Origin of the sequence: Sandaracinus amylolyticus (assembly GCF_021631985.1) — a bacterium.
Classification (GTDB): Bacteria; Myxococcota_A; Polyangia; order Polyangiales; family Sandaracinaceae; genus Sandaracinus; species Sandaracinus amylolyticus_A.
On record NZ_CP070225.1, the window covers coordinates 2480814 to 2501023 of the forward strand.

The following is a 20210-nucleotide window of genomic DNA, read 5'->3' on the forward strand; positions in this document are numbered from 1 at the left end:
CCGAAGGGGTCACCCTCGCGCTTCGGGCTCCTCCGCGTCAAGCGCTGCGGAACCGACCGGCACACACCTGCACGAGGGTGCGCACGCGCGACGAATCGACCGGTGCGCGCACGTCACCGCCGGCCTTCACCCACGTGCCCACGATCGCACCGTCCGCATATCGGAGCAGGTGCTCCGCATCGTCGGGCGTGAGCCCCGATCCGAGCAGCACGGCGCGCGTGCCCGCCGCGGCGCGCACACGCTCGAGCGTCGCGAGATCGACGGGCGCGCCGGTCGCGGTACCGGTCACGACGACCGCGTCGGCCATCCCGCGATCGAGCGTGTCCTTGGTCGCCTGCGTCGCGTCGATCGGCGCGAGGGGCGTCGCGTGCTTCACCAGCACGTCGGCACAGATCGCGACGTCGTGCGCACCGAGCGCGTGGCGGTAGCGCAGCGAGCGCGCAGCCTCGCCCTCGATCACGCCCTGGTCGGTCACGTACGCGCCGACGTGCACGTTCACGCGCACGAACGACGCGCCGGTCGCGGCCGCGATCCCGAGCGCCGCGACGACGTCGTTGCGCAGGCAGTTCACGCCGACGCGCGCGAAGCGATCTCGCAGCGCGCGCGCGACGACCGTGATCGCCGCGACCTGGTGCGGCGGAAGCGGGTCGCGCGCATCGCCCTTCACGAAGGGACGCGATCCGAAGTTCTCGACGACGACGTTCTCGATGCCGCCCGCGGCGAGCGCGTCGGCGTCGCGCATCGCGTGCGCGTAGACCGCCTCGAAGCCACCGCCCGCGTGCCCGGGATCACCGGGCATCGCGGGCAGATGGATCACCCCGACGAGGCCGCGCGGAGCGCTTGCGCTCATGCGTGCCGGCGCGCGCGCACGAGGTCCTTCGTCATGTTCTTCTGGTGCGCCTCGAGCGTGCCGCCGCCGATCTCGATCAGCTTCGCGTCGCGCCACAGGCGCTCGACCGGGTACTCGCGGCAGTAGCCCGCGCCGCCCATCACCTGGATCGCGTAGTCCGCGCACATCTTGCCGACCGGCGCCGCGAAGAGCTTCGCCGCGTCGGAGCCGATGCGGTTGCGGCTCTCGGCCGAGACGTCGCGCGCGACGTTGTAGACGAGGGCCTTCGCGGCCTCCATCGCGGCGTAGCCGTCCGCGATGTAGCGCTGGATCTGCCCGTACTCCGAGATCGGCTTGCCGAACGTCCGACGCTCGTTCGAGTAGTCGATCATGATCTCGACGCAGCGCTCCGCGATGCCGACGCTCATCGCCGCGAGCGTGAGGCGTTCGATCTCGAGGTTCCGCATCATGTGCGTGACGCCTCCGCCGATCTCGCCGAGCAGGTTCTTCGCGGGCACGCGGCAGTTGTCGAAGATGAGCTCCGACATCGTCGAGCCGCGCATGCCGAGCTTGTCGATGTGGTTCGACGTCGAGAACCCGGGGCAGTCCCGATCCACGACGAACGCGGTGACGCGGCCGTCGACCTTCGCGTACACGAGGAAGCAGTACCCCTCGACGCCGTTCGTGATGTACGTCTTCGTGCCGTTCATCACCCAGTGATCGCCGTCGAGGCGCGCGGTGGTCTTCATACCGAGCACGTCGGTGCCGGCGCCGGGCTCGGTCATGCCCATGCCCGCGATCCACTCGCCGCTGATCACCTTCGCGAGGTAGCGCTTGCGCTGCTCGGCGTTGGAGCAGTGGTAGAAGTTGTTCACGAACAACATCGAGTGCGCGAGGTACGCGAGCGTGAAGCCCGGGTCGTACTTCGCGAGCTCGTGGTGGACGATCACCGCGGCGACCGTGTCCATGCCCGCGCCGCCGTCCTCGCCCGGCACGGTGATCCCGAGCAGACCCAGCTCGCCCACCTTGCGGAAGAGCGGCTTGTTGAGCTCGCCGCTCGCGTCGTGCTCGGCGGCCTGCGGATCGACCTCGCGACGGGCGAAGTCCGCGACGGTCTGCCGCAGCATCCGGTGCTCGTCGGTGGGGTTGAAGAGGAGGTCGGAGGCGGGGGTCTGCATGTGCGCTTTACCTACGCCCTAGATACCGTGACCAACCTGTCGCAGGCCACCCGGCGCTCGTGCGGAACCTCAAGCGTATCGCGCGAGTGGACGCGAATCGGTGCGCGTGCGACCTTCGCGCCCGTGCCTGGGAGCGGTGCACGTCGATCGGTTCTCGCGGCGGTGGTGATCGCGTGCGCGGCGGCCCTGCCAGCGCGTGCGTCGGCGGCCGACGCGATCGTGCTCTCGATCGGCGGTGACGCCCCCGAGGCGACGGCGCGCGAGGCGCGTGACGCGGTCACCTCGGCGCTGAGCGCGGACGGCGTCGCGGTGGTGCCCGAGGCGGAGATCGCGCTACGGGTGCCGCCCGCGCGGCTGCGCGCGATGACGTCGCTCTCGGATGCGCGTGCGCTCGCGTTCGAGCTCGAGGCGCGGGTCATCGTCGGGGTCGCGGTGTGGATGCGCGCCGAGGGCGAGGCGTCGGTCGCGGACTCGGTGGTGGTCTCGGCGCTCGCGGGATCGCGCAGCTACTCGGCCACGCGATCGATCGGTGAGGCCGGGCTCGCCGCCGCGGCGACCGAGGCGACGCGCGACGTGCGGCAGCAGCAGACGCGCGCCGTGCTGATCGAGGGGGCGGGGCTCGATGGGGCTTCGTCGACTCCGACGTCGACGAGCACGAGCACGAGCACGGACGAGGATGCGGTGGTCGGGCCGGTCGGCGGGAACGTTCGCGGCGACACCACGCCGGGGTTCGACTTCATCGGGCCCACGATGCTCGCGGCCTTCGGTGCGGCCGGGATCGGGCTCGGGGTGTACGCGCTGCTCGACGGGACCTGCGAGAACCGCGCGCCCTCGGGGACGTGCCTGCGCGGCGAGGATCCGAACGTGCCGGTCGGGGTCACGCTGACCGTCGCGGGGATCCTCGCGCTCGGCGGCGGCATCGTGTGGTTCGTGACCGGTGCGTTCGTCGCGGACACCGCGCGCATCGACTTGGTGCTCGGGCCCGGGAACGTCGGCTTGCGAGGGCAGTTCTGATGCGCGCGCGGGTGGGGCTCGTGGCCGTGCTGGCGCTCGCGATCGCGGGCTCGAGCGCGGGGTGTCTGCGGAACGAGTACGATCTCTGCGATCGCGCGGATCCGCATCCGGAGTGCGATGCGGGGCCGCCCGGGCAGGACGCGAGCACGACCGACGCGGGCGGGGCCGACGCCGGCCAGGACGCCGCGATCCCCGCCGAAGACGCGGGAAATCCGATGGATTCGGGGGCCGCGGAGAACACGGACGCAGCCGCGGACGAGGACGCAGGCGGCTGAGCCGTCACATTGTCTCCGCCCGATCGTGCGACTCGGAACGAGCGGTCGCCCGCGCGTCGAGTAAGCTCTGAGGTCTCCGCGAGACCAGCATGGGCACTCACACCAGCCGCGCGTACGAGCAGGAGCTCCGCGATCTCAAGGCGCGTCTCCTCGCGATGGGAGCGCGCTGCGAGAGCCTGATCCACATGGCGAGCCGCGCGTTCGAGAACCTCGACAGCGCGCTCGCCCACGAGGTCGAGGAGAGCGATCGCACCCTCAACATCGAGGAGATGGCGATCGACCAGATGACGGTGCGCATCCTCGCGCTGCGCCAGCCCGTCGGGCGCGACCTGCGCTTCCTCGTCACCGCGCTGAAGGTCGTCACGGACCTCGAGCGCATCGGCGACGAGGCGGTGAACGTGGCCGAGCGCACCGTCGAGCTCGCGGCGCACCCGCCGATCGCGAACCTCCAGCCGAAGCTCGCGGAGATGGCGGACGCGGCGTCGCGGATGGTGCGCATGGCGCTCGACTCGTTCGTCGAGGAGGACGCGAGCATGGCGCGTCACGTCCTGAGCGAGGACGACGCGGTCGACGCGCTCTACGGCGAGCTCCTGCGGATGAGCATGCAGTTCATCCGGAGCCAGCCCGAGCGCGTCGAGGACGGGATGCGCATCGCGAGCTGCGCGAAGTACCTCGAGCGCATCGCGGATCACGCGACGAACATCGCGGAGATGGTGATCTACATGGTCTCCGGCGACGACGTGCGGCACTTCGTCTCGCGCTCGTCGTCCTCCGGCTGACTCGAGGACCGTCGCAGCATCGGCTCGCCCGCCGTCCCGTCCGGGACCAGCACTCCTGCTGAGACTCGGTCGAAACATCGGCTCGCCCGCCGGTCCCTACCGTCCGCGCGCTTGGCGCGCTCCCGTGCGGGACCCGCGGGACGAGCACTCCTGCTGAGACTCGGTCGAACCATCGGCTCGCCCGCCGGTCCCTACCGTCCGCGCGCTTCGCGCGCTTCCGTGCGGGACCCGCGGGACGAGCACTCCTGCAAAGACTCAGCTCGCCTCGCGGGTGGGGCTCGAGCGCGCGTCGTCGTCGAAGATGCGCTCGAGCTCCTTGCCGTAGACCTTCGCGCTCTCGATCAGCTTCTTCTCGTCCTCGCGGTGCACGAACATCTCGCGCACCATGCGCTCGTCGTACTCGGCGAAGCGACGTACCGCGCGCTTGGCGTCGGAGTGCGCGAGGCCGAGCTCCTCGAGCGTGTGGCGCGCGGCCTCGACGCTGCCCGCGAACGTCTCGCGGATCACGGTGTCGACGCCCGCGCCGAGGAGCGCGTACGCGTGCTGGCGGTTGCGCGCGCGCGCGATGACCTTGAGGTGCGGGAAGTGCTCCTTCACCAGGTGGAGCGTGCGCATCGAGGCCTCGACGTCGTCGATCGCGAGGACCAGCACCTTCGCGCTGTCCGCCCGCGCGGCGCGCAGCAGATCGAGGCGTGACGCGTCGCCGTAGTGGATCTTGTTGCCGAAGCGGCGGAGGAAGTCGACGTGCTCGGGGCTCACGTCGAGCGCGGTGAACGGGATGCGCCGCAGGCGCAGCACGCGCCCGACGATCTGTCCGAAGCGGCCGAAGCCCGCGATGATGACCTGGCTCTCGTCGCCCTCGATCTCGTCGAACGCGCGGTTCTCGCTCGCGCGCTCGAGGCGCTGCTGCAGGCGATCGCGCGCGAGGAAGAGCAGCGGCGTGATCGCCATCGAGAGCGTCACCACCATGACGAGCACCTGGACGAGCTCGGTGCTCATCACCGACGACTGCGTCGCGACGCCGAAGATCACGAACGCGAACTCGCCGCCCTGCGAGATCGCGATGCCGAGGCTGGCGCTCGACTCGGTCGAGTGACCGCTGGCGCGCGCGAGGAGCACGAGCACCGCGAGCTTCACGGCGACCAGCGCGAGCGCGAGCCCGACGATCAGCAGCGGCTGCGCGAGGAGCACGCCGAGGTTCGCCGACATTCCGACCGCCATGAAGAAGAGCCCGAGCAGGAGGCCCTTGAACGGCTCGATGTTCGCCTCGAGCTCGTGGCGGTACTCGGAGTCCGCGAGGAGCACGCCCGCGATGAACGCGCCCAGCGCCATCGAGAGACCGACGTGCTCCATCAGGATCGCGGTCGCGATCACGACGAGCAGCGCCGACGCGACCGAGAGCTCGTGGCTGCGCACCTGCGCGATCAGCCGGAACATCGGGCGCAGCAGCAGGCGTCCGCCGAAGACGAGCGCGGCGATCACCGCGGCCGCGATGCCGAAGCGGAGCCACGGCGAGCCGCTCTCCGCGGGCGCCGCGCCGAGCATCGGGACGATCGCGAGCAGCGGGATCGCGGCGACGTCCTGGAAGAGCAGGACGCCGAACGCGGCGCGCCCGTGTGTCGTGCCCATCTCGTGCTTCTCGCCGAGCATCTGGGTCGCGAGCGCGGTGGACGACATCGCGAGCGCGAGGCCCGCGACGAGCGCGCCGCGCCAGTCGATCCCGAACGCGATGGCGAAGCCCGCGACGACCGCGGCGGTGACGAGCACCTGCGCGCCGCCCAGGCCGAACACCGCGCCGCGCATCCGCCAGAGGCGCGCGGGCTGGAGCTCGAGCCCGATGATGAAGAGCAGCAGCACCACGCCGAACTCGGCGAAGTGCAGCGTCGAGTGGACGTCCTCGACCAGCCCGAGCCCCGAGGGCCCGATGATCGCGCCGCCCACGAGATATCCGAGCACCGAGCCGAGCCCGAGCCGTTTGAACACGGGCACGGCGACGACGGCCGCTGCGAGGAAGATCGCCGTGAGCGCGAGCATGCTGGACCGCAGGCATGGGGATGCGCGGGCCGACGTCCAGTGCCGCCGATCAGGCCTCGCTCGCGCCGGCCGGCGGATGCAGCTCGCTGAGCCAGCGGATCGCGGCGTCGATCTGCGCGCGCGCGCCGATCACGGCGATGCTGTCCTCGGCGCGGAGGCGCGTCGAAGGGCTCGGGTTCGGCAGCAAGTCCTCGTCGCGCGCGATCGCGACCGCGGAGACACCGGTGCGCGTGCGCAGCTGCGCCTCGGCGAGCGTGCGACCGACCACCTCGCTCTCGGGCTGCACTCGCACCCACGCGACCTCGAGGCCCGGCGCGCCGCGCAGGACCTCGTCGACCACGCGCGCCCGCTCGCTGCTGCGCCGCTGCTCGCGCACGCGGAGCACGTCGGCCTCGCGCTGCGCGACCGCGATCGGCACGTGCAGCGACACGAGGAGGCGACGGACGAGCTCGAGCCCGCCCTCGAGCTGCGGATCGACGCTCTCGGTCGCGCCTCGCGTGATCACGTCCTCGGCGTGCGCGCGCGACGCGGCGCGCGCGAGGATGTGCAGCGACGGCGCCGCCTCGCGGACGCGGCTCACCACGAGATCGGTCGCCGCGCTGCTCGAGAGCGCGACGACGAGCGCTCGCGCGCGATCGAGCGCGCAACGGTCGAGGACCTCGGGGCTCGACGCGTCGCCGAAGAGCGTCGCCGCGCAGCCGCGCTTCGTGATCGCGTCGAAGCGCTCGGTGTCGTTCTCGACGACGAGCATCGGGATGCGCAGCGCGTCGAGCACGTCGACGACGTGCGCGCCGACCCGGCCGTACCCGACGATCACGACGTGGCCGTCGAGCGCCGCGGTGTCGGCGGAGGTCGGGTGCTTCGCTCGTGCGCGCGCTCGCGCGAGCCGTGTGCCGGCGAGCGCGGCTTCGAGCCGCTCCACGACGCGGAACACCAGCGGGTTCAACGTGATCGACACGATCGCGACCGCGAGGATCAGCGAGTACTGCTCGCCCTCGAGGATCCCGAGGCGCACGCCGGCCTGGCCCACGATGAACGAGAACTCGCCGATCTGCGCGAGCCCCGCGCCGACGACGAGCGCGGTGCGGAGCGGGCTGCCCAGCGCGAGCACGATCGCCCCGGCGATCACGAGCTTGCCCACGACCACGATCGCCGTGAGCGCGACCACCTCGAGCGCGTGCGCGGCGAGATACGCAGGCTCGACCAGCATCCCGATCGACACGAAGAAGAGCACCGCGAACGCATCGCGGAAGGGCACGAGATCGGCGCTCACCTGATGCCCGAAGCGCGACTCGCCCACGATCACGCCGGCGACGAAGGCGCCGAGCGCGAGCGAGACCCCGAAGAAGTGCGCGGACGCGAGGGCGGTCCCCAGCGCGAGCGTGAGCGCGGCGAGCACGAAGAGCTCGTGCGATCGGGTGCGCGCGACCGCGCGCAGCACCGCGGACACGATGCGCCCGCCGATCGTCATCATCAGCACGACGAACGCGATCGCCTTGCCCACCGCCCACGCGACGTCCTCCACGCCCACGTCGCGGTGCCCGAAGATCGCGGGCAGCATCACGAGGAGCACGACGGTCGCGAGATCCTCGAGCACCAGCCATCCGACCGCGACGCGGCCGTGCGCGGTGTCGATGAGGCCACGCTCCATCAGCGCGCGCAGCAGCACGACCGTGCTCGCGATCGACACGGCGATCCCGAGCAGGATGCTCGAGCCCGGGCTCCAACCCCACGCGCGCGCGATGCCGTAGGCGAGCGCGGTCGAGGCGAGCATCTGCACGATCGCGCCCGGCACCGCGACGCTGCGCACCCGCCACAGGTCGCGGAACGAGAAGTGCGCGCCGACCCCGAACATCAAGAGGACGACGCCGAGCTCCGCGAGCTGCGCCATCGTGTCGGTGTCCCCCACGAAGCCCGGCGTGCGCGGCGCGATCGCGATCCCCGCGAGCATGTAGCCGACGATCGAGGGCAGCCCGATGCGTCGCGCGACGAGCCCGCCGACGAGCGCGGTCAGCAGGGCGACGCCGGTCGTGGTGAGGAGCGGGAGCTCGTGCACGCATCCTCGATGTAGGCACGAGGTGCTCGCGTCTCTCGCGGGCCGTGGTAACGCGGCGACGTGGACCTCGCGATCGAGCCGGTCGCCACCGACGACGTGCGGCTACGGCGACTGCTGCAGCTCTACATCCACGAGTGGAGCGCGCGTGTCCCCGTTCCGATCGGGCCCGACGCGCTCTACGCGTACCCCGGCCTCTCCGAGCTCGACGCGTGGCTCTTCGTGCGGGGCGCACCGATCGGCTTCGCGCTCACCCGGGTCGACGAGCACGGGGTGCAGCACGTGAAGGAGATGTTCGTGATCGCCGGGGCGCGCCGGGGCGGGCTCGGAGGGCGCGCGATGCACGCGATCTTCGCGGCGCGGCCGGGGCGCTGGACGCTCACGGTGCGCCCCGAGAACCCGGACGGGCTCGCGTTCTGGCGCCGCACCGTCGTCGATCTCGAGCACGTGATCGAGGAGGAGGAGACCGGGCGCGACGGCATCGTGCGCACGCGCATCTCGTTCGTGGTGGCCGCGGACCGGTAGGATGCGCGCATGGACTGGGACGACTTCCGCCGCGCGCTCGCGTTCGAGCGCCTTCCTTGCGCGCTCGTCGATCTCGACGCGCTCGAGCGCAACGTCGATCGGGTTCGCGCGCGGATCGCGGGCACCGGGCGCACGGTGCGCGTCGCGTCGAAGTCGGTGCGCCATCGAGGCGTGCTGCGTCGTGTGCTCGATCGCGGCGGCGACGCGTTCCGCGGGCTGCTCTGCTATTCGGCCGACGAGGCCGCGTGGCTCGCGTCGCACGGGTTCGACGATCTCCTGATCGCGTACCCCACGGTGCAGCGCGCGGCGCTCGATGCGGTCGCCCAGAAAGTGGCACTGGGTGCCACGATCCGATGCATCGTGGACTCGAGCGATCATCTCGAGGCGCTCGGTGCGGCCGCGCGCCGTGCTTCGATCTCGCTCGACGCGGTGCTCGATCTCGACGTGTCGTACCGGCCGCTCGGCGGGCGCGCGCACCTCGGCGTGCGGCGCAGCCCGCTGCGGAGCGCGGAGGACGTCGGTGCGCTGGCGCGCGCGGCGAAGTCGGTCCCCGGCGTGCGTGTGGTCGGGCTCATGGCGTACGAGGCGCACGTGGCCGGGCTCCCCGACGCGTCGGCGAGCGCGGGCGCGGCGAAGAACGCGGCGGTGCGCGCGCTGAAGTCGCTCGCGATCCCCGCGGTGCGCGCGCTGCGCGGCGCCGCCGTGAGCGCGATGCGCGCGGAGTGGCCGGATGCCACGCTCGTCAACGGCGGCGGCACCGGCAGCATCGAGGTCACGGCCGCGGATCCCGCGGTCACCGAGGTCGCGGTGGGCTCGGGCTTCCTCTGCTCGCACCTCTTCGACGGATACGCGGGGCTCGACCTCGAGCCCGCGCAGTTCTTCGCGCTCGAGGTCGCGCGCGTGCCCGATCGCGACCACGTGACCTGCGCGTACGGCGGCTACGTCGCGTCGGGCACGCCGGGGATCGATCGACTCCCGATGCCGTGGTCGCCGCGCGGTCTCGCGTGGGTCGGGCTCGAGGGCGCGGGCGAGGTGCAGTCACCGCTGCGCGTCGATCGTGCGGAGCGCCGGCCGCGCATCGGCGATCCCGTGATCTTCCGCCACGCGAAGGCGGGCGAGATGGCGGAGCGCTTCCGCGAGTACCTCATGGTGCGCGGCGACGCGATCGAAGCGCGAGAGCCGACGTATCGAGGGGAGGGGACGTGCTTCGGGTGATCGTCGCGCTCGCCGCGTTGCTGCTCGGGTGCGCGGAGCCGGTGCTGCCCGAGCGCGCCGTGATCATCGTGGACGTGCCGCGCGCGCGGCTCGGGCTGCCAGGCGCGAGCTGGACTCCGAGCCCTGCGGACGTGCTCGCGCTCGAGCGAGGGCTCGAGGCATATCTCACGTCGCGCGGTGAGCTCGGGCTCGCGGGTCGCTGGCCTCGCGACTGGAGGCAGTACACCGGGATCGAGACCGAAGGCGGCTCGCGCCTCGTGATCGGCAGCTTCGCGTGCCGTCTCGACGGTCCGCCCGAGCTCCAGCGCGCGTTCCGCGAGCACTGGATCAGCGTGAACGACGGCGGCGACTGCTTCTTCACCGTTCACTGGGACGCGACGCGCGAGACCTTCACCGCGCTCACGAAGAACGGCGACGCGTGATCAGAGCGCGCCGCACGCGAAGCGCGGCGCGCGCACGTCGGCGAGCGCCGCGATCGTGCCCGCGACGCGGCACTGCGGAGCCACCTCGGTGATCTCCTCGCGCGTCACGTGCGGACCGACGACGATCACCGGCACGTCGCGATCGTAGAGCCACGCCGATCCGTGCGAGGTGCCGACGCCCTCGGGCATGTCCTCCATCGCGACCGATCGCTCGGCGGGCATCACGTAGATGTCGCCCGGCGGATCACGAGGGATCGCCCGCGCGATCAGCGCGTCGAGAGACTCGCCCTCCGGCACCGGCGCCGCCGCGACCGCGCGCGCGTCGACCGCGGCGCCGATCCCCGGCTGGGCGCGCAGCCACGCGAGCGCGGCCTCGATCACGCGCGGCTCGTGCGCGCCGAGATAGACGTAGGGCTGCACCCATCCCTTCGCCCACGCGTCCACGCCCTCCGGCGGCGGCCCGAGCGTCTCGCGCAGGTGGGCCTGCAGGCGCGGCAGCGACGACTCGCTGGTGAACCGCAACGCGTCCTCGTGCCCGCTCGCGTGGGTGCGCTCCACGAGCTCCGCCGCGCCGTGGTCCGACGTGATCACGAGCGCGATCGGTCCGACGCGCGCCTCGAGCTCGCGCACGAAGTCGCCGAGCGCGCGATCGACGCGCACCAGCGCGTCCGCGTACTCCCACGACGAAGGGCCGAACGCGTGACCGACGTAGTCGGTCGTCGCGATCGAGAGCGCGAGGAGATCGGGCTCGTCGTCGTCGCCCACCTCGAGCCGCGTCACGATCTCGCGCGCGAGCGCGAGCATGTGATCGGTGCTCGCGGGCAACGAGCGGAACGCGTCTTCGTCCTCGAGCCCGCGCGCGTCGTGAGGGAAGCTCGCATCGAACCCGTACGCGCCCTCGCCGGGCTGCGTGTCGGGGCCGAAGCGGGCCTCGAGCGACGCGGGATCGCGCGGCGTCCACGGCGGATCCATCACCGCCTCGAAGGGCTCGCGCCCGCGCCACGACGCGAGCCACTCCGGCATCGCGGCCCCGTACCAGGCCGAGCTGGTGAACCCGCCGGCCTCGGGATCGAACCACAGACAGAGATCGGGGTGCTGCCCGCCGGGCATGATCGCCGCGCGATCCTTCAGCGCCAGCGAGACGACGACCGACGCGGGACGCTCGCTCTGGATCACGTCGCCCACCGTCTCGGCGTGCAGCCGGAACGGGCTCGCCGACGCGTCCTCGCGCCCCCACACGAGGTGCGTTCCGTCGGCCATCGCGCTCACGCGACCTCGGCCCGGCACGAACACGCGATTGCTCCCGATGCCGCTGTCGCGCGGCGACGCGCCGGTGTGGATCGCGGCGTGACCGGGCGCGGTGAACGTCGCGCTCGACGCGAAGCGCGCGCGGCGCACGTAGCGACCGCGCGCGATCGCGCCGCGGATCGCGCCCTCGGGATCGAGGTGCGGCAGGTGCGCGGCGAGCACGTCACTGCCGAGCTGATCGTAGACCGCGACCACCACCACGCGCGGCCGCGCGCTCGGGGCGCTCGTCCGTGGCGCAGCGCTCCCGCACCCGACGAGCAGCGCGCAGAGCACGAGCGCGCGGCGCATCACTCCGCCGCCATCGCGTGGGCGCGGTCGATCGGACCGAGCACGCGATCGAGGAAGCGGTTCTGCACCGTGCCGCGCGGATCGAGCTCGCGACGCAGCGCGAGGAACGCCGGCGCCATCGGGTACGCGGCGCGCACGCGCTCGCCGGGCATCGAGAATTCCTTGCCCCAGTGGGGCCGCGCGTCGTACCGCGCGCCGATCTCCTCGACGCACGCGAAGTACCGCGCGAGGTGCGGGCTCTCCGCCTGATAGAAGCCGATCTGGCAGGTGTCGCGGCCGTACGCCGGGCTCATCCACGCATCGTCGCCCGCGACGAAGCGCACCTCGCACGGGAAGTTCACGACGAGCGCGTCCTCGCGGATCGCCTCGTCGACCTCGGAGAGCAGCCCGCCCGCGTCGTCGAGCTCGAGCGCGAGCTCGGTCTCCCGGTGGATCGGCGGCATCGCGAGGTTGAAGCAGCGATCGCTGCGATCGACGCGCGAGCCCCCGCGGAAGTACGCGCCCATCACGATCGAGTTCACGTGCTTCGTGAGCGACGGATATCGACCCGCGGCGCGCAGCGCGAGCTCGAAGAGGGTCTGGTTGACGATCTTCTCGTCGACGAAGCGCGCGATCGGACGTCGCACCGCGCGACGCGGCGTGCGCGCATACCGGAAGATCAGCGCGTCGCGCTGGGTCGGCAGCCACCAGACCTTCACGTACTCCGCGCTCTGCGCGATCGCGCGCAGCTCGTGCGCGACGCGCTCGACCGGGCGCGTCTCGAGCGTCTCCTCGAGGCGGAACGCGGGCGTCGTGGAGAGCGTGACCTCGGTGACGATCCCGAGCGCGCCGAGCGACACGCGCGCCGCGGGCAGCCACGGATGCTCGGGCCCGAGCTCCGCGATCTCGCCGCGCGGCGTCACCAGGCGCAGCCCGACGACCAGGCTCGCGAGGTTGCCGTGGCGCAGCGAGCTCCCGTGGGTGCCGGTCGCGATCGCGCCCGCGATCGTCTGCTTCGCGATCGATCCGAGGATCGGCAGCGCCATGCCGACGCGATCGAGCGCCTCGGTGATCTCCTCGAGCCGGATGCCGGCCTGCACACGGAGCGTGCGCGCCGCGGCGTCGATCGCGAGGATGCGACGCATGCGACGGAGATCGACGCAGACGTCGTCGGGCAGCGCGATGTCGGACCACGAGTGCCCCGAGCCGATCACCTTCACGCGACGGCCCGCACGATCGGCCTCGCGCAGCAGCGCGGCGATCTCGGCCTCCGAGCCGGGCGTCGCCCAGCGCGCGGGGATCGTCGTGTGATAGCCGGACCAGGTCCGGAAGCTCCGCATCACGGCGCGACCATAGCGCGAAACCCGCGCCCGGCTCGGGCACGCGTCGGCGACGGAATCGTGAGCGGGACGGGCACGTGACATCGATCGCTGTTACAGTGTTCGCAAGAATGGTTCGCGCGCCTGATAGAGTCCGCGCGCGAACGAGGAGGCGGCACGGATGAAGCGCGCGCTGGTCACCGGGGGATGCGGGTTCCTGGGCAGCTGGATGGTGCGTCGGCTGATCGATCGCGGCGTCGCGGTGCGCGTGCTCGCCGCGAAGGGCGAGCCACGCGACAACATCACCGGCCTGGACGTCGACGTGGTCGAGGGCGACGTGCGCAGCGTCGACGTCTGCAAGCGCGCGGTCGAGGGGATGGACACCGTCTTCCACGCAGCCGCGATCTACAAGGACTGGGCGCCCGATCCCTGGCCGATGTACGACGTGAACCTGCGCGGCACGTTCCACGTGATCGAGGCCGCACGACGCGCCGGCGTGGAGCGCGTGATCTACACCGCGTCGATCGTCTCGGTGGGGCGGCCCAAGCCGGGCACGCTGGGCGACGAGACGACGCCCTACGAGGCGTGGGATCTCGACTTCCCGTACTCGCGCAGCAAGCTGCACAGCCGCGAGCTCGCGGAGTACTTCGGGGCGTGGGATCTCGACGTGCGCGTGGTGTGCCCGGGGATCGTGTTCGGCCCCAACGACATCCGCCCCACGCCGAGCGGCGGGCTGATCGTCGGATCGCTGAAGACGCCGGGGCCCGCGGTCGCGTACGAGGGCGGCGCGTCGTACGTCGACGTGCGCGACGCCGCCGAGGCGCACGTGCTCGCGGCGGAGAAGGGCCGGAAGGGCGAGCGCTACCTCGCGACCGCGCACAACCTCACGAACGAAGAGCTGATCCGCGCGATCGATCGCGTGACCGGGCGCAAGCGACCGGTGCTGCGCCTGCCCGTCGCCGCGGCGCGCGGGATCGCGATCGCGATGGAGGCGCAGGCGGCGCGCACCGGCCAGCCGCCGCTGCTCGCGCGCGACTTCTTCGAGTACTCGCTGAAGCCGTCGTACTACTCGAACGCGAAGTCGGTGCGCGAGCTCGGGGCGCGCTATCGGCCGATCGAGGAGACGATCGGCGACGCGGTCGCGTGGTTCCGCGGTCGCGGAATGGTTTGAGCTCCAACGATCTTCACGGGCGGATGATCTGGAGCTCCTCGAGCTGCGGGCACGAGGCGCGATAGCGCTCGCGCTCGGCGGGCTCCATCTCCCACACCATCACGTCGCGCAGCGCGCAGGACGTCACGCCGTCGAGCGCGGGCGCGGTCCACGCGTGCCAGGTCTCGAAGCGCGCGACGCAGCGCGCGGGCAGCACGTCGAAGCGCAGGCCCGGCTGGTTCGCCTCGAGCGCGTCGAGGTGCCGCAGCGCGGGGTGATCGCAGAGCGCGAACGCAGCGCGCACGTCGATCGCATCGAGGGCTCGACCGCGGATCGTGAGGCGCTCGAGCCGCGAGAACGCCGGCAGGAGCGCCCACGACGATTGCTCACCGAAGCCGATCGCGAGCCCGCGGATCTTCGTGCGGAGCTCGGGCGACGAGGCGAGCAGCGCGAGCACGGCATCGCCGTCGGGGCACACGTCGACGAGCGGGAGCGCGCCGTCGTGAGGGCACGCGCTGACGTAGAGATCCTCCACCGGAAGGTGAGCGAGGCAGTCGCGCTGGGCTTCGTCGAGCCCGCCGCGCAGGTGCACGAGCAGTCGATCGGGGCGCAGCTCGGTGACCGCGCGGAGGAGGCTCGGATGGCAGAGCTCCTCGGGCCTCGCGATCAGCGGCTTGTCGCGCAGTGGGCGACCACCGCTCGTGCGGGCGAGCGCCACGAAGATCTCGGGGTTCTCGAGCAGCGAGTGCTCGAGCACGAGGTACGTGCCCTCGGGCCTTCGCGCGGTCACTTCGCCCGGCGCGAATTGCAGCGGCGGCTCCCAGCCGACGTGCGAGTCCCACGAGAGCGCGGTCTCGAGCGCGACGGGCTCGCTCTCGGCGTGCTGCACGGGTGCGGGCTGGGCCGGTGGGCGCGCTTCACCGCCGCCGCACGCAGCGCACAGCGCGAGCACGAGGATCGCGAGCTTCTCGTTCATGAGGCGCGCACACCGAGTACGCCCTTCAGGTGCGGGCCTTCCTCGGGCGCGAACGGGAAGTCCTCGGGCGGCCCGAGATCGCGCAGCGACGCGAGCTCGATGCCGGCGTCGCGTGCGCCCTCGTGCACCTCGGCGCGCAGCGCGCGCTGGGTCATGCGCCGATCGTTCGAGGTCGCGAGGAGCGTCCCGCCCGGCGCGAGCACGCGCAGACACGCCGCGGCGAGGGCGCGCCACTGCTTGCCCGACGACCAGCGCTGGGTCTTCCCGGTGCGCCCCTTCGCCGTGGAGTACGTCGGCGGATCGCAGCACACGAGATCGAACTGCTCGCCGCGCTTCGCGGCACGCGCGAGCCACTCGAAGACGTCGGCGCGCACCGTCCGATGCGCCGCGCGATCCGCGCCCGCGAGATTGAGGTTCGCGCGACCGCGATCGAGCGCGACCCCGCTCGCGTCGACGCTGGTGCTCGACACCGCACCGCCCGCGACCGCGGCGACCGTGAACCCGCACGTGTACGAGAAGAGGTTCAGCACGCGCGCGCCCGCGCTCGCCGCGCGCACCCGCGCGCGGTGCTCGCGCTGGTCGAGGAAGAGCCCGGTCGACATGCCGTCGCCGAGCCGCACGAGGAAGCGCATCCCGTGCTCGCGCACCACGAATTCCTCGGGCGCGGCCGCGCCGATCACCGGCTCGTGCGGCGCGAATTCCGTGCGCGCGACGTCGTCCATCACGTTCGCCTGTCGCGGCCGGCGCTTCACGTACACGCCGCGCACCCCGAGCCCGTCGAGCGCGCGCGCGACCGCGCCTTCGTCGATCGACTCGTCGTAGGTGTGGAGCAGCGCCCAGTCCGCGTAGAGATCGATCGCGACTCCCGGCGCACCGTCGCCCGCCTCGTTCATCAGTCGGAACGCGGTGGTGCGCGCGTCGGGATCACGAAGCGCCGCACGCCCCAGCGCGAAGCGTCGCTGCACCGCCATCTCGAGCGCGTCGTCGAACGCGATCGCGCGGCCGTCCATCCACGCGTCGAGCGCGCGCGGCGGCGGCGCGCTCACGCCGAAGGGCCGCTCCCAGCGCGGATGCACGAGCTCGAGCCGCGACGCGTGCAGCATCAAGCGCGGCGCCGGCGCCCCCGCGTACACACGATCTCCCGCGATCGGCGAGCCGTGGTGTGCGAGCTGCGCGCGGATCTGGTGGGTGCGCCCGGTCTCGATCGTGATCTCGAGGAGCGCGCGCGATCCCCTCCGCTCGATCACGCTCGCGTGGGTGATCGCGTGCTTGCCGCCGGTCTTCACGATCTCGACGCGGCCGCCGCGCAGCGGACCGATCTGATCGCGGAACGTCGCGCGCGCGCCGTGGCGCCAGCCGTCGACGCACGCGAGATAGATCTTCCGCACCGTGTGCTGCGTGAATTGCGGCGCGAGCTCGCCGTTCGCCGCGCGCGACTTCGCGTAGAGCACGACGCCCGACGTGTCCTTGTCGAGCCGCTGGTGGATCCCGACGTACGCCTCGTCGACTCCGTCGCGCTGCTCGAGGAAGCGCGCCAGACGCGTCGGCAGATCGTCCGCCGCGCCCTCGCGCGCCTCTTGGGTGGGCACGCCCGAGGGCTTGTCGATCGCGACGACGTCCTCGTCCTCGTGGACGATCCACCGCGGATCGAGCCACGCGAAGACGCGCTCCCGGAGCGCGCGATCGAGCGGCTCGACGCTCATCGAAGCACTTCAGTAAGCGCGATCGCGCAGCGACTGGGGCAGGAGCGGCGAGGGCTCGCCGCTGCACGTCACCCAGAGCTGGTGGGCCGCGCGCGTCGCCGCGATGTGCAGCAGGTGCCGTGCCTCGTCGCTGTTGCCGTACGACGCGCGCGAGACCTCGAGCAGCACCACGTAGTCGAACTCGAGGCCCTTCACCTGGCGCACGTCGGTGACGTCGATGCCCGGCTTGAACGGGAAGTCCTGCTCCGCGATGCGGCGCAGGTGCGGCACCTCGGCGTTCACGAGCCCGCGGTGGTAGAGGTCCGCCTGCTCGGGATAACGGGCGATCAGCGCGACCGACGCGCGCGGCTCGCTCTGCATCAGCTCGCGCAGCGCCTCGCCGAGGAACGCGACCGCCTCGCCGTTGTGCGCGAAGCGGAAGAGCTCGACCGGCGCGCCGCTGCGGATCGCGTGGCCACCCTGGGGATCCGCGAGCGGACCGAGCACGTCCTGCGCGAACTCGATGATCTGGTGCGTCGAGCGGTACTGCACCTTGAGCGGCTCGACCGTGAGCGGCTCCACCGCGGCCGGCTCACCCGCACGACGCGGCCGGATCGCGTCGAGCAGCTCGGGCCAGCCCTTGAACCCGTTGTCCATGTGGAGCCGCTGCGCGACGTCGCCCGCCATCGTGACGCTGCGCTGCTTGGTCGACGTGCCCATCACGACCGCGAGCTCGACCGGCGAGAGATCCTGCGCCTCGTCGATCAGGATGTGCTCGTAGCGCAGGCGCTCGCGGCCCTTCACCAGCGGACCGCGCAGGCGCTGCACGAGGCGCAGCAGCAGCGCGTCGTCCTCGCGATCGAGCTTCGGCGGCTCGGTCTCGATCGCGCCGTCGATGCCGACCGTGCGATCGTCCTCGCCGTCGTCGCCGTCGTCGTCCTCGTCGTCGTCACCGCCGCCACGCTTGCGCGCGACGAGCTTCGGCTGCGGGACCTCCTCGTCGATCGCGCGCTGGACGTCGTCGGCGGGCGCCTTGCTCTCGCGCTTCTCCTTCGCGCGGTCGCCCTCGTCGCGGCGCACCTCGAGCTCGCCCATCACGGTGCCGCAGCGCTCGATGCACCAGTTCACCGCGGTGCGCAGATCGTCGGGCTCGATCTCGCCCGGGGCGTGCTTCGCGAACGCCGCGCTCAGCGCGCTCGCATCGGTGAGCATCTCGGCCCATGCCGCGCTCACGTCGAGCAGCTCGCGGCGCGCGCGCTGCACGGTGCGCTCGACCGCATGGCGGATCGCGACCGATTTCGGGGCGGGACGCTTGCTCGGCTCACCCGACGCCTCGGCCGCCGCCTCGAGCGCCGCGTCCTCTTCGTTCATCTCCTCGGGCGCGACCCAGCGCGACAGGCGCATGAGCCGCACCGCGAGCGGCGCGCGCTCCTGGTCGCGGAAGAACGCGAGCACCTCGTCCTTGCCCTCGACCTTCTCGAGCGCCTGCTCGAGCCACACCTCGAACCTCGCCGATGCGCGCGCGACGATGTCGTCGATCATCCGCAGCATCACCGGGTGCTTCTTGAGGCGCGTGACCGCGCCCGGCGTGTCCTCGGTGTACTCCTCGGGCAGCCCGCGCAGGTGCCCGATGCGCTGCTTCGCGGCCCAGCGCTCGTACGTCGTGACCGGCGTGCCCGTCGCGCCTGCCTGGGGGAGACCCAGCGAGGGGAGCACCTTCGAGATGTATCGGACGAGCGCGTCGTTGTAGACGATCACCAGCATCCGGTCGGGCCGGAAGCGCTTGGGATCCTGGAACGCGAGGTACGCGAGGCGGTGCAGGCCGATCGTCGTCTTGCCCGAGCCCGCGCCGCCCTGGATGACGACGAGCCCCGCGTCGCTCTTCGTGATCAGCTCGAACTGGCGCGGATCGATCAGCGCGGTGATCTCGGGGAGGAAACGATCCTCGCGCCCCTCGAGCCCCATGCCGAGCTTGCCGCGCGACGCGCCGGTCCCGTCCGCCGGCGAGTGGTGCCCCTCGGGCCGCATCGCCGCGCCCTGACCACCCTTGAGACGGCTCGCGGACTCACCCGCGCGACGCCAGCTGCCGTCCATCGCGCGCACGAACACGCCCTGCGGCGAGCCGATGCGGCGCAGCACGGTGCTCGAGATCGCGAGGCTGCGGCGGGTGACGACCTCGCCATGCACGTCGCGCCCGCCGAAGTTCTCCTCGTACGCGTCGCCCTCTTCGTAGCGGTAGTAGACGCGGCTCACCGGCGCGTCGCGCCAGTCGACGATGCGCACGCCGGTGCGCGGATCGAGGTACGTGCTGCGGCCGATCAGCACCTCACGGCGCCGATCGCCCTCTTCGAGCACGAGGCGTCCGAAGTACGGCGAGTCGGGATCGACCGCGCCCTCGACGACCTTCGCGCGGCGCGCCGCGACCTCGCTCAGGCGCTCCATCTCCTCGATCAGCGGAGGCACGTCCTCGAGGCGCGCCTCGTTGATCTGATCGCGCAGCGAGAGCAGCTCGGCGTCGTAGTCGATCCCGTCCGTCGAGACGCGCATCTTGCGCGCGGCGAGGTGCTTGTGGACGCGCGCGAGCACGCGTTCCTCCTCGGCGACGATGCGGGTCTTCTCCTCGTCGGAGTCGGGCTCGCTCCGGTCCACGGGACCGGGCTCGATCAAGTCGGTGCTGCGCATGCCAACCAATCCCGCGCCGGGCTCAATCGCCCGCGCGCTTCACGGAATAGACGCCCTTCGCCTCGGCGATCGGCTCGTCGGGGGCGCTCGGGTGGACGAGGATGACGTTCGCGACGCCGACCCTGTTCCCCACCCGGAGCACGCTCGCGATCGCGTGGAAGGGCTCGAGCCGACCCGGGCGCAGGTAGTCCACGCGCAGGTCGATCGTCGACACACGATCGCTCTCGCCGACCGTCGTCCAGACCGCGCAGCCACCCGCGGTGTCGGCGACCGCGGAGAGCACGCCGCCGTGCAGCGCGGGCCGATCGGGATCCCCGATCAGCTCCGGCTTGTACGGCACCTCGAACACCGCGCGCCCACGGGTGAGCTCACGGACGCGCAGGCCGAGGACGCGACTGAACGGGATCGCCTCGTCCATCAGGCGGCGGACGAACGCGAGTCGGCGCTCCAGCTCGTCGGGGCTCGTCGGCATGCGCAAAAGCGGTGTGGGGTAGCACGCTTC

Annotated in this window: 17 protein-coding genes; 7 read left to right on the plus strand and 10 right to left on the minus strand. The window is 72.2% G+C overall.

Features of this window, described 5'->3' with window-relative positions:
* Nucleotides 1-37: 37 nt before the first annotated feature.
* Nucleotides 38-850, minus strand: coding sequence for a BtpA/SgcQ family protein (locus I5071_RS10230; protein ID WP_236605237.1), 813 nt, complete (start codon nt 848-850; stop codon nt 38-40).
* On the minus strand, nt 847-2007 hold the full coding sequence (locus I5071_RS10235; RefSeq protein WP_236605238.1) for an acyl-CoA dehydrogenase family protein: 1161 nt from the start codon (nt 2005-2007) through the stop codon (nt 847-849). The genes I5071_RS10230 and I5071_RS10235 overlap by 4 nt, the downstream gene beginning before the upstream one ends.
* Nucleotides 2008-2130: 123 nt before the next feature.
* Between I5071_RS10235 and I5071_RS10240 the strand changes: the two genes are divergently transcribed.
* The 3 genes from I5071_RS10240 to phoU all read left to right on the plus strand — a co-directional run bounded on the left by I5071_RS10240 (nt 2131) and on the right by phoU (nt 4075).
* Nucleotides 2131-3021 (plus strand): hypothetical protein, encoded by an 891-nt coding sequence (locus tag I5071_RS10240; RefSeq protein WP_236605239.1) that lies wholly within the window; start codon nt 2131-2133, stop codon nt 3019-3021.
* Nucleotides 3021-3296: a hypothetical protein gene (locus tag I5071_RS10245; RefSeq protein ID WP_236605240.1), complete on the plus strand. Its 276-nt coding sequence runs from the start codon at nt 3021-3023 to the stop codon at nt 3294-3296. The genes I5071_RS10240 and I5071_RS10245 overlap by 1 nt, the downstream gene beginning before the upstream one ends.
* An 89-nt stretch (nt 3297-3385) precedes the next feature.
* A complete protein-coding gene (gene phoU / locus I5071_RS10250) occupies nt 3386-4075 on the plus strand; it encodes a phosphate signaling complex protein PhoU (protein ID WP_236605241.1) in 690 nt (229 codons plus the stop codon).
* Between the two features lie 255 nt (nt 4076-4330).
* Here the strand turns inward: phoU and I5071_RS10255 are convergent, their stop codons facing one another.
* Nucleotides 4331-6109, minus strand: coding sequence for a monovalent cation:proton antiporter-2 (CPA2) family protein (locus tag I5071_RS10255; RefSeq protein WP_236605242.1), 1779 nt, complete (start codon nt 6107-6109; stop codon nt 4331-4333).
* Between the two features lie 49 nt (nt 6110-6158).
* Nucleotides 6159-8165 (minus strand): cation:proton antiporter, encoded by a 2007-nt coding sequence (locus I5071_RS10260; RefSeq protein WP_236605243.1) that lies wholly within the window; start codon nt 8163-8165, stop codon nt 6159-6161.
* Nucleotides 8166-8225: 60 nt separating this feature from the next.
* Here I5071_RS10260 and I5071_RS10265 point away from each other — a divergent pair, with 60 nt between their 5' ends.
* From I5071_RS10265 to I5071_RS10275, 3 genes are read left to right on the plus strand one after another with little or no spacing between them, the layout of a single operon-like run.
* Nucleotides 8226-8687, plus strand: coding sequence for a hypothetical protein (locus I5071_RS10265; protein WP_236605244.1), 462 nt, complete (start codon nt 8226-8228; stop codon nt 8685-8687).
* Between the two features lie 9 nt (nt 8688-8696).
* Nucleotides 8697-9902, plus strand: coding sequence for an alanine racemase (locus I5071_RS10270; protein WP_236605245.1), 1206 nt, complete (start codon nt 8697-8699; stop codon nt 9900-9902).
* Complete coding sequence (locus I5071_RS10275; protein WP_236605246.1) at nt 9890-10324, plus strand: hypothetical protein; 435 nt, start codon at nt 9890-9892, stop codon at nt 10322-10324. The genes I5071_RS10270 and I5071_RS10275 overlap by 13 nt, the downstream gene beginning before the upstream one ends.
* Here the strand turns inward: I5071_RS10275 and I5071_RS10280 are convergent, their stop codons facing one another.
* Together I5071_RS10280 and I5071_RS10285 are read right to left on the minus strand one after the other, a co-directional pair.
* On the minus strand, nt 10325-11920 hold the full coding sequence (locus I5071_RS10280; RefSeq protein ID WP_236605247.1) for an alkaline phosphatase family protein: 1596 nt from the start codon (nt 11918-11920) through the stop codon (nt 10325-10327).
* Nucleotides 11920-13239 carry a D-arabinono-1,4-lactone oxidase gene (locus I5071_RS10285; protein WP_236605248.1) on the minus strand — a complete coding sequence of 440 codons (1320 nt, stop codon included), beginning with the start codon at nt 13237-13239 and terminating at the stop codon, nt 11920-11922. The genes I5071_RS10280 and I5071_RS10285 overlap by 1 nt, the downstream gene beginning before the upstream one ends.
* A 160-nt stretch (nt 13240-13399) precedes the next feature.
* On the opposite strand from I5071_RS10285, the gene I5071_RS10290 reads away from it, so the two are divergent.
* Entirely contained in the window at nt 13400-14389 is a 990-nt protein-coding gene (locus tag I5071_RS10290) for an NAD-dependent epimerase/dehydratase family protein (RefSeq protein WP_236605249.1), read from the plus strand.
* Between the two features lie 13 nt (nt 14390-14402).
* Here I5071_RS10290 and I5071_RS10295 read toward each other — a convergent pair whose 3' ends face one another.
* The 4 genes from I5071_RS10295 to I5071_RS10310 are packed head-to-tail and all read right to left on the minus strand — an operon-like array spanning nt 14403 to nt 20180.
* The gene (locus tag I5071_RS10295) at nt 14403-15344 is read right to left on the minus strand and encodes a hypothetical protein (RefSeq protein WP_236605250.1); all 942 of its coding nucleotides are present in this window, start codon (nt 15342-15344) and stop codon (nt 14403-14405) included.
* Nucleotides 15341-17047: a class I SAM-dependent methyltransferase gene (locus I5071_RS10300; RefSeq protein WP_236605251.1), complete on the minus strand. Its 1707-nt coding sequence runs from the start codon at nt 17045-17047 to the stop codon at nt 15341-15343. The genes I5071_RS10295 and I5071_RS10300 overlap by 4 nt, the downstream gene beginning before the upstream one ends.
* Before the next feature lie 9 nt (nt 17048-17056).
* Nucleotides 17057-19708, minus strand: coding sequence for an ATP-binding domain-containing protein (locus tag I5071_RS10305; RefSeq protein WP_236605252.1), 2652 nt, complete (start codon nt 19706-19708; stop codon nt 17057-17059).
* A 22-nt stretch (nt 19709-19730) separates the two neighbouring features.
* On the minus strand, nt 19731-20180 hold the full coding sequence (locus tag I5071_RS10310; protein ID WP_236605253.1) for a hotdog fold thioesterase: 450 nt from the start codon (nt 20178-20180) through the stop codon (nt 19731-19733).
* Nucleotides 20181-20210: the final 30 nt, after the last annotated feature.

Bases quoted from the DNA above. Each gene is read 5' to 3' on its own strand.
- I5071_RS10230 (WP_236605237.1), bottom strand. From the start codon at position 850: ATGAGCGCAAGCGCTCCGCGCGGCCTCGTCGGGGTGATCCATCTGCCC.
- I5071_RS10235 (WP_236605238.1), bottom strand. From the start codon at position 2,007: ATGCAGACCCCCGCCTCCGACCTCCTCTTCAACCCCACCGACGAGCAC.
- I5071_RS10245 (WP_236605240.1), top strand. From the start codon at position 3,021: ATGCGCGCGCGGGTGGGGCTCGTGGCCGTGCTGGCGCTCGCGATCGCG.
- phoU (WP_236605241.1), top strand. From the start codon at position 3,386: ATGGGCACTCACACCAGCCGCGCGTACGAGCAGGAGCTCCGCGATCTC.
- I5071_RS10255 (WP_236605242.1), bottom strand. From the start codon at position 6,109: ATGCTCGCGCTCACGGCGATCTTCCTCGCAGCGGCCGTCGTCGCCGTG.
- I5071_RS10270 (WP_236605245.1), top strand. From the start codon at position 8,697: ATGGACTGGGACGACTTCCGCCGCGCGCTCGCGTTCGAGCGCCTTCCT.
- I5071_RS10280 (WP_236605247.1), bottom strand. From the start codon at position 11,920: ATGCGCCGCGCGCTCGTGCTCTGCGCGCTGCTCGTCGGGTGCGGGAGC.
- I5071_RS10285 (WP_236605248.1), bottom strand. From the start codon at position 13,239: ATGCGGAGCTTCCGGACCTGGTCCGGCTATCACACGACGATCCCCGCG.
- I5071_RS10290 (WP_236605249.1), top strand. From the start codon at position 13,400: ATGAAGCGCGCGCTGGTCACCGGGGGATGCGGGTTCCTGGGCAGCTGG.
- I5071_RS10295 (WP_236605250.1), bottom strand. From the start codon at position 15,344: ATGAACGAGAAGCTCGCGATCCTCGTGCTCGCGCTGTGCGCTGCGTGC.
- I5071_RS10300 (WP_236605251.1), bottom strand. From the start codon at position 17,047: ATGAGCGTCGAGCCGCTCGATCGCGCGCTCCGGGAGCGCGTCTTCGCG.
- I5071_RS10305 (WP_236605252.1), bottom strand. From the start codon at position 19,708: ATGCGCAGCACCGACTTGATCGAGCCCGGTCCCGTGGACCGGAGCGAG.
- I5071_RS10310 (WP_236605253.1), bottom strand. From the start codon at position 20,180: ATGCCGACGAGCCCCGACGAGCTGGAGCGCCGACTCGCGTTCGTCCGC.